We start from the raw sequence: 9577 nt of genomic DNA, 5'->3' as shown, positions 1-9577 counted from the left end.
TGATTCTTTATATCCGAATTATTAATCACTTCACCGTAATTTTTTCCAGCCACCGAAAAATAGGGCGCTTTCAGCGATTTATACCCTTGGGATATCATTTTCTGTAGTTATTTTATTGTACCCAAATCTAATAGCATGAAAGCTTTTTTAACCTTAGTACTTATACTTTTATTCGGAGCTGTTGCTCTAGCCCAAAAAACTTCAGACTATGGTAAAGTTGAAACATTTCAAATGGATATTGTTCTGGATGCTAGCCTTCCTGTTTCTCACAATAGTGGGCAAATTGAGGCAACAAAAAAAGACGCTGTTGCGCGCTTATACAAATTCAAGAATACAAGAGTAAAGAAAGCTTTGGCTTTTTCTACTAAAAAAAATAAACCCAAATTAGCTTAATCCCCAAATCTCAAACCTAATGATACTATTTATTCTATTATTACCCGTTGCACTTTTAGTAAGTTATATGATTGTTTTTCCAAAAACAAAAGGAGTTTTAAGACCAATTAAAGTGCCAAGAGGAAATAGATAAGTCCTCACTTTCTGTTTTAAACAGAGCAAGAGTTAATTAGCCCGACTATTATTCCGGAATTCCAGGTTGTTTAATCTGATAATTCAAACGCTCTTTTTCTGCGTCCACCATTTGCTTTACTTCCTTGAGTAGTGCTTTGGCATCGTAGATTACACCGTCCTTTATGGTGTATTTTACCCCACCAACACGCACAACTGTATTATCTTCAGTAAGTTTTATGGCACCCGTGCCATAGAGTACTTTCAGGTTTTCTAACGGATTTTCGGCTACAATAACAAAGTCTGCAAGTTTACCAACTGTTACTGTCCCTATTTGATCATCCATACCCAGGGCTTCTGCTCCGTTTAAGGTTGCTGAGCGAATAATCTCTAAAGGATGAAACCCGGCTTCCCGTAACAATTCCATTTCGCGGATATAAGCAAATCCATAGAGCTGAAAGATAAAGCCCGAGTCCGATCCTGTGGTTACCCGGCCACCTCTGTTCTTATACTCATTTACAAAGGTCATCCAGAGTTTATAATTCTCCTTCCAGGCTACTTCCTGTTCGGTACCCCAGTAATGCCAATACGAACCATGACTTATTTTACTGGGCTGGTAGAAATCCCATAATGAAGGCAAGGTATAGTCTTCGTGCCATTCTGCGCGTCGTGCTCTTTGAAGATCCCGGCTGGCTTCATAAATATTAAAGGTTGGATCCAGGGTAAAATCTAAGGAGATAAGCTCGTCCATAACTTTATTCCAATGGTCAGAATAAGGTTTTGCAGCCTGTTTCCAAAGTTTACCTGCCTCTTCAAAGCGGTCTTGTTCATTGTTGTAATTGTAATCGAGCGGATAATCCTGCACCGTGCGGTCTTCAAACAGTGCTTCTGGCAGTCCATACCAATGCTCCATGCTAGTTAAACCTGCCCTGGCTGAATGCAGGACATTCCATCTGGCAACGTTCAGTTGAGCATGATGACAAGCTGATCGTAGTCCTAGTTTTTTGTTTTCATCTAATGCAGCGGTCATAATTTCCGGAGGTGCACCAAATAACTTAATGCCATCAGCCCCTTTTTTTGCATTATTGCGCACCCATTCACGTGCCATTTCCGGAGTGCTTATAGTGGCATCACTACCTTGTCCAAATCCAGTATAGGCTAAAATACGGGGTGCTACAATTTCATTTTTGGCACTTTTCCTTTTTAAATCTAATGTAAAGTCTACCCCCCGGCCACTAGGTTCTCTAACCGTGGTAATGCCATGAGCCATCCAGAGTTTAAAAACATAATCCGGTTCTGCGCCCTGGGCTTTTCCTCCAATATGTCCATGCATGTCTACAAAGCCAGGAAGCAAATACATGCCTTCGCAGTTTAATTCTTTGCCACCTTCTTTAAGCTGTGGACGGTCTGAATCTTTTATAGCTACTCCAGGATAGCCCACTACCTTTATACTTTTAATACGATTGTTGATCACTTCTATATCCACTGGCCCCATTGGCGGTGCCCCATTTCCATTAATAAGAGTGACTCCCCTGATGATAAGTTGAGAAAATGGCCCATCGCCCCCGTTACTCTGTGCAAGTATTGATAGATTGCCACACAAGAGGATAATTAATAGGGCATATGTTTTTATGTTCATACTAGTCTTTTTGTTTGGGCACTTCAATTTTGTCACCTAAAAACATTGCATTCAAAAACAATCGGTTGGTTCCGTACCATGAGCCCCGGAAATTTGGATTATCCGCGAATAGCACTACGCGTCCTTTGCCTAAAGGACTTACAACGAGTGAAGCTGAGGATTTTAAGAATTCTTTGCTATTCTTATTACTTATGTACCCGTCTATCAGGGCATTCCCGGAGTACTTCGCTACAGTAGAATACTCATTTTTACTTGGAGAAAGCCAGACATTATTGTTTTTATAGACCGGAATGTCCGCATCTCTGTAACCAAATGCCAACGGATGGGTTATATCCAGATCGACCTTTAATATAATCCCACCAATACTTTCTTTCCCAAGATTCTCTGCCGCACCTACATAGGGTTTTCGCAATACAGCTTTGGTAGAATCTACAACAGATTCGACTAGTTTTTCTTTAATCATTTTTTTATCGATGACCCATTTAGAGGCTGTTCCAATGGTAATAAGTGTATTACCCTTTTTAACCCAGTCTGATAGTTTGGTCTGCTGCTTCTCAGTAAGATTATACTTGCCCGAAACCATAACCAATGTATTGTATTCGTCCAGCTTTGCCTTATCATAATTCCGGATAGGTATTTTTGTAATTGGCATATGTACTCGGGTATCTAATAAATGCCATACCTCTCCGGCTTCATATGAGCGGGTACCATCTCCAATAAGCATAGCAGCTTTTGGTTTGGTTAACGCACGAACATACCTGCTGCCAAGATCAATGCCCCTGCTGTTGTAACCTGTGGCAATGCCATAAATAGGGACCTGGTATTTTTCCTGTGCTTCAAGCACCCATTTATATACTTCATCTGCATCTTTCTTTTGAAGGCTTATGGGCAGAATTAAGGCTCCATAATTAAACGACTTACTGCTATTATTAATCGTTGTGGTAAATGGTTTAAAGGCAGAAGAGAGTACCAACTTCTTGGACTGAAGAAAATTTAAAACTGCAGGTGCGTTATAATCATCCCAATCTATAATATAGGCATAAGAGGATTTTTGTACGGGTTGGACGTTTACAAGATCAGCTGTAGAAGTTATTTTATCTCCGCGACTAAGCTTCTTTATTCCCCTGTAGTTAATATTATAGAAATTTGCCACAGACCAGGCAGAAGCATCGTAAAAAACACTGTCCCGGTATTTTTTATAAGTTTCAAACATAGTTTGCACCATTCTGTACTGGGGCTGGGATGTGGGCACTACATAGGAATCATTTCCGTATTTGTATACATCTATTTTGTGGATTAATAATTTATCAATAAATGCCTTTACCCTGTTTTTGTCATAGCGATCTCCAAAGCTGTATCCTTGAACTCCTTTTATTGCCGAATTCATCATAGCCGTTTTAAAGAACTCTTTTTGATATGATCTCAGATAGTCTTTGTTTTCAACTGCGGCTTTCACAGTTGTGATACTCGATGTGTACTGATTGCGAATGGTGAAGGGAAATGTGATTGCCCCAAAGGCAGTTTTCTGCTTATGCCCCCTGGAGCTGGCCTGTTCAAATAACAGCCCAAGGCCGCCCTGAATATCAGGATAGGAAGAACCGTATCCCGGATAGGTACCGTCAAATGCTTCTTTGGTAAAATAAAATGAGCCTATGCTGTCTAAGGCCTTGGCAAAATAGTTTCCAAACAAATTGTTAAGATCTTCATAGTTCTTTTTAGGCATAATAGGGTTAAGAGAACCGTTCGCTTTCATTGGTTCAAAGAAATAGGTGCTTTGTGAACCCATTTCATGAAAGTCGGTAACTACATTGGGGTACCACTCATGATACCATTTAAGTTTACCACGACTTTCAGGGTTTATTGCTAGTAGCCAGTCCCGGTTGAGGTCGAACCAATAGTGATTGGTGCGGCCGCCAGGCCAGTATTCATTGTGTTCTGCATCCTGGGGATCTGCCACTAAAGGATTGCCCTGATAGCTATTTGCCCATTGTGTATGTCGATCCCGACCATCGGGGTTGATAGTAGGATCTATAAAGATTATTGCGTTGGTTAGGTAATTAAGTATCTCAGGATTATCAGAAGCTACAAAAGTATAGGCACTTAAAAGGGCTGCTTCGGAACTGGATGGCTCATTCCCATGTACGTTATATCCCAAATTAATAAAAATTGGAAGTGATGTGTCCGGGGCAGAAGATTTGCCGGGATCTGTAAAGGCAAGATGCCTTTCCTTAATAGATTCCAGATTAGCCAAATTATCTGGGGTTGTTATGGTTAAGATAACTAGTTTACGGCCTTCATGTGTCATGCCATATTCATGAATAGAGGCACGATCTGAAAGATCCGCCAGTTTTTGTAAATAGGCTACAATAAGATCATGCCTTGTATGACGTTCTCCAATCCCATAACCCAAAAACTCTTCCGGAGAAGGAATATTACTATTGAAGGGATGGTATTTTTTAAGAAAGTAATCCTGACTGTATGTGAGGCTACTGCATAGTAAAAAGCATATGAGTAAAATATTCTTCATAAGAGCAATTTTTGAATTAGTCGGCTAAATATAGGTATAAATTGCCTTAAGAAGAAGTGTTATCACTACGGGAATAACATACTTAGGAATATTAGACTAAAGGTCTCCTGGTAAGTTTACCTCTAGGCGACTGATTGATGAAAGTCGCTCTGACCTATTTCTTTAAAATTCACGATATAGTTGGTGCCTTTTTTGGAAAAGTCTCTGATTATTGACCCTTTTAGCTGACGGGCCAGGTTATGAATTAGCTTTAAACCCAAAGAACGGGTATTTTTAAAATTCACTTCATTTGAAAAACCAACACCATTATCACCAATATTTAGAATGTAATCCTTATCAGCCATTTTCTTTAACTCAATATGAATTTCCCCCTGGTCATTGCCTTTTATTCCATATTTAAGAGCATTTGTAAGCGCTTCGTTGATAAGGAGACCTAATGGAATAGCTGTATCAATGCCCAATTCTATTTGAGGAATATTAATGTTTACTTTAACGTTACTATCGGCACCCTTTACAGATTTAACCAGGTATTCACTTAATTCCTCAACATAGGATTTATAATCTATTTTAGACAAATCGTCCCGCATGTAAAGCATTTCATGTACCATAGCCATGGAAATGACTCTGTTCTGACTACTTTTTATAAGATTTTTTACTTTTTCATCCTTTATTCCCCTTGATTGAAGACTTAACAGGCTGGAGACCGTTTGCAGATTATTTTTAACCCTGTGGTGCACTTCTTTGAGTAGCGTATCCTTTTCATGTATCCGTTCTTCAACTTCCATCTTGGTTTTATATAGGTTGTGGTGTGCTTTTAACAAGTTTTTACCCAGAACTCCACCAAGAAGGTAAACGGAGAACAAAACACTTAAAAAGCTAAACAGGTTTTGACTCTCAATTGGAATGACATTTCGGGTTAAAGAAAAATCTGAAATTCCCTGCACAAAAATTAAAGTAATAATCAGAACAGTAAGATACAAATAGATTTTCCCGTAATTGCGTGTTGTCGCATATCCGGCAAACACAACAATTGCCAGTACAAAAATAAACGGACTGTTTATGCCCCCTGTTAGCATAGTAATGGCTGTAGCCGAGGCCAAGCCCAGTATAGAAAGGATGTTATAAGTTAGCGTTAGGTTTTTATGAGAAGCATAGGCCAGGTTATTTATTATACTCAACGCGCCAAAGGCGAGAAAAATATGGGGAACAAATTCATAAATATCCAGAAAAAAAAGACAAACCAAGCCAAATACCAATGAGAAAATGGAAGCAAAATAGCTAACCCTAAGGGTAAGACGTATTTTATCCTGTATTCTGTGCTGATGTTTGGTTGCTTTTTCCATGGTCTTAAGTTATATTCATTGATGCAGCGATACTACAAATGGAAAATCGCAACCTTAGTTGGGAAGCGAATTCCCTTAATGTTGTAAAGCTATATATGTTTTAGCATATATTCAACAGCTAATCTGACAAAAAATAATTTTGTTATCTACAATAGTAAGTATGTTAATCTCGCACTGCCCTGGGCTGTAAATTGGTCAAATCTTTAATTTTAACAGCTGAGCCGGTTTCAATACTTTTCCTTGCCGCAATCCCTATAAGTACAGACATTGCACCATCTCTGCTTCCTGCAGTCCTGCCAAAAGGATCAACGGAATTAACACTTCTGAATATTTTATCTTGTAAGCGCTTATCACCTCCGCCATGTCCGCTTTTTTCCATTTCTACCATAACGGTTTCGAAATCCTTCCACAATTTGTGCACGATTATGGGTTCATAATGCTCGGTTTCCCCATTGTTCTGCTCCATTTCCTTTTCGTGCATTTCGGCCTGATCAATGTTCATTTCTTTATAATAAGGGATGTCCATCCAGGCTTCCAGTCTTCCGTCCATTCCGTTAAAAGCAACCCGCCAACCTTCGAATGGAGAATAAGTAGTTAGCGAATAATTTAATTGCACCTTATTTTGATATTTGACCTGTGCGGACATCTTATCATAAATGTTTATTTCATTTCTAAAAAGGCAGTTGTCTCTTATATACCCATCGTATTTCTCATTTTTTGTATAGAGATCGGTCAAAAATTGATTTTTAGAAATGTCCCAATAGAAGTCACATTTGGATTGATGCTTGCAATTTCTGCAGTTATCACCTCTAAAAGGTCCATTTTTGCCATAAAATTCCAATTCGCCGAATGCAAATACTTCGGATGGCTCAGAATTGATCCACCAGTTAAGAAGGTCGAAATGATGAGTGGCCTTGTGAACCCACAAGGATCCACTGCTTTCCATCTGTCCGTGCCATCTTCGGAAATAACTGGCGCCATGGTAAGTATTCAGATACCAATGAAAGTCAACTGAAGTTAGTTTGCCAATGGTGTTGTCTGCCAATAACTGTTTTATTTTGGTGCTATAAGGGCTCCAACGGTAGTTAAAACCTACTATCAGGTTTTTGCCTGACTTTTTTTCCGCATCCAGAATGGCCTGACATTTATTTTCATCTGTGGTTAATGGTTTTTCTGTAAGTACATCGCAACCCATTTCCATTGCCTTAATAATAAATTCATGGTGTGTTGAATCTTTTGTGGTCACGATAACAAGATCCGGTTTAGAATCCTGGATCATTTTCTCAAAATTTGTAAAAGCAGGGCAATTGGCCCCGGTATATTCTTTTCCAAAGGAGAGGCGCCCCGGATTTATATCGCACAAGCCCACAAACTCCAGGATATCTGAATATTCATCAACAAGACGTTTTCCCCAAAAAGTGATACCGCGAATACCGGTTCCAACAAGGGCAATTTTTAACTTTGCATTCATTCCAAAATCAAACTGTGTAATTGGCATGGCAGAAGAGGCGGCCAACATGCTAATGGAAGTCAGGAATTTACGTCTGGAAGATTTCATCTGAAAATATTAAGAAGGTGTCAATACCTAAAGATATGGCATTTTAAACAAAAAAAGGCGCCCATGTATGGACGCCTTTTTTGTGATGGTAGTTAATTTGTCAATCTTCAATCAATACCCATTCCCCCCGATCTATAAGAGGCTCTGCTTGTTTGAATTTGACTATCTTGCTTTCGCCCGACATTACGTTTTTTATAGTGACCCTTTCATTTCTGCCAATTTTGGGTTTTTCCCGTACAATAGTTTCTGTAATTGGAGCTCTACCACCTTGATTTTGCCCTACTGCCCTGTTCCGGGCTGCTAATTCATCATTATTCGGAATCTCCTCCTTAGTGGTCTGAAGCTTTTCTTTTGGTCTTCGTACATTCCTTGCTTCCTGAATCTCATTAGTGTCAGCTGAGGGCAATTCCCCTTTGAACAAAAAGGAAACAACTTCTTTGTTTACGTTGTCAATCATGCTTTTAAAAAGTTCAAACGCTTCAAATTTATAGATCAACAAAGGATCTTTCTGCTCGTGAACAGCCAACTGAACAGACTGTTTTAACTCGTCCATTTTCCTCAGGTGAGTTTTCCATGCGTCATCAACTATGGCCAGAGTTATATTCTTTTCAAAATCTGTCACCAATTCTTTGCCGTTCGACTCATAGGCATTTTTAAGGTTGGTTACCACATTAAGTGATTTAATACCATCGGTAAAAGGAACTACAATGCGTTCAAATTTATTGCTGCTGTCCTCGTATACCTTTTTAATTACAGGGAAAGCCGTGGCGGCACTTCGCTCCATTTTATTCTGGTAATAATCATAAGCTGCAGTATAGGTTGTATTTGCGATCTCCAGAAAACTCTGTTTGCCGAATTCCACCTCTGTAACCGGCGAGGTAATAGAAAAATACTTGATGAGTTCAAATTCGAAATTTTTGAAATCGTTGGCGGCCTTATTGGTATCAGCAATTACCTCACATGTATCATAAACCATGTTTGCAATATCTACCTTAAGTCGTTCACCCTGCAGTGCATGCCTTCTTCTTTTATAAACTACTTCGCGCTGGGCATTCATTACATCATCATACTCCAATAGTCGTTTACGAATACCAAAGTTATTCTCTTCTACTTTTTTCTGTGCCCGTTCAATAGATTTGGTCATCATAGAATGCTGGATCACTTCTCCTTCTTCAAGACCCATTCTATCCATCATTTTTGCAACCCTGTCTGAACCAAATAGACGCATTAGATTATCTTCTAAAGAGACATAAAACTGGGAACTTCCAGGATCTCCCTGACGGCCTGCACGTCCTCTCAACTGCCTGTCTACCCTCCTGGAGTCGTGTCTTTCTGTACCTACTATGGCCAAGCCCCCTGCTTTTTTAACTTCTTCAGATAATTTTATATCTGTACCTCGTCCTGCCATGTTTGTTGCAATGGTTACGATACCTGCATTACCTGCTTCTGCCACAATATCTGCTTCCTTTTTATGCAGTTTCGCATTCAAAACATTGTGTGGAATTTTTCGTATACCCAGCATTCGTGATAATAATTCAGATATTTCCACGGACGTGGTACCAATAAGCACCGGTCTTTTATGTTCAGAAAGTTTGGTAACTTCGTCAATAATTGCGTTGTATTTTTCTCTTTTGGTCTTATAGATAAGATCATTTCTGTCATCTCTTGCTACAGGCCTGTTTGTAGGGATCTCCATAACATCCAATTTATAGATTTCCCATAATTCACCTGCTTCCGTTACGGCGGTACCCGTCATACCTGAAAGCTTTTTGTACATTCTGAAATAATTCTGTAGAGTAACCGTCGCAAAAGTCTGTGTCATTGCTTCGATTTTTACATTCTCTTTCGCTTCAATGGCCTGGTGTAATCCGTCTGAATAGCGGCGCCCGTCCATAATACGGCCAGTCTGTTCATCAACTATCATCACCTTATTTTCAATAACCACATACTCCACATCTTTTTCGAAAAGCGTATATGCCTTCAATAGCTGGCTCATAGTGTGGATG

The 9577-nt window shown here is 39.4% G+C and carries 5 protein-coding genes and 1 pseudogene; 1 reads left to right on the top strand and 5 read right to left on the bottom strand.

The genetic code is table 11. The features are described 5' to 3' along the window. The first annotated feature begins 135 nt into the window (after positions 1-135). Complete coding sequence (locus tag WBN20_RS06710) at positions 136-393, top strand: hypothetical protein (RefSeq protein ID WP_424275872.1); 258 nt, start codon at positions 136-138, stop codon at positions 391-393. A gap of 181 nt (positions 394-574) precedes the next feature. On the opposite strand, the gene WBN20_RS06705 is transcribed toward WBN20_RS06710, so the two are convergent. The 5 genes and pseudogenes from WBN20_RS06705 to secA form a co-directional block, all read right to left on the bottom strand. Then, a complete protein-coding gene (locus WBN20_RS06705; RefSeq protein ID WP_424281150.1) occupies positions 575-2143 on the bottom strand; it encodes an amidohydrolase family protein in 1569 nt (522 codons plus the stop codon). Between the two features lies 1 nt (position 2144). Continuing rightward, positions 2145-4670 carry a M14 metallopeptidase family protein gene (locus WBN20_RS06700; RefSeq protein WP_424281149.1) on the bottom strand — a complete coding sequence of 842 codons (2526 nt, stop codon included), beginning with the start codon at positions 4668-4670 and terminating at the stop codon, positions 2145-2147. 122 nt (positions 4671-4792) lie between these two features. Next, positions 4793-6013 (bottom strand): sensor histidine kinase, encoded by a 1221-nt coding sequence (locus WBN20_RS06695; RefSeq protein WP_424272554.1) that lies wholly within the window; start codon positions 6011-6013, stop codon positions 4793-4795. A 163-nt stretch (positions 6014-6176) separates the two neighbouring features. Then, on the bottom strand, positions 6177-7571 hold the full coding sequence (locus WBN20_RS06690) for a Gfo/Idh/MocA family oxidoreductase (protein ID WP_424281148.1): 1395 nt from the start codon (positions 7569-7571) through the stop codon (positions 6177-6179). Between the two features lie 100 nt (positions 7572-7671). Then, positions 7672-9577: pseudogene (gene secA / locus WBN20_RS06685) on the bottom strand (preprotein translocase subunit SecA); the annotation flags it as partial.

It is taken from the genome of Eudoraea sp. (genome assembly GCF_049665975.1).
GTDB lineage: Bacteria > Bacteroidota > Bacteroidia > Flavobacteriales > Flavobacteriaceae > Eudoraea.
This window is presented reverse-complemented; position numbering and strand designations above follow the sequence as displayed.

Coding starts and splice junctions, on each gene's coding strand:
- WBN20_RS06710 (WP_424275872.1), top strand. CDS start 136: ATGAAAGCTTTTTTAACCTTAGTACTTATACTTTTATTCGGAGCTGTT.
- WBN20_RS06705 (WP_424281150.1), bottom strand. CDS start 2,143: ATGAACATAAAAACATATGCCCTATTAATTATCCTCTTGTGTGGCAAT.
- WBN20_RS06700 (WP_424281149.1), bottom strand. CDS start 4,670: ATGAAGAATATTTTACTCATATGCTTTTTACTATGCAGTAGCCTCACA.
- WBN20_RS06695 (WP_424272554.1), bottom strand. CDS start 6,013: ATGGAAAAAGCAACCAAACATCAGCACAGAATACAGGATAAAATACGT.
- WBN20_RS06690 (WP_424281148.1), bottom strand. CDS start 7,571: ATGAAATCTTCCAGACGTAAATTCCTGACTTCCATTAGCATGTTGGCC.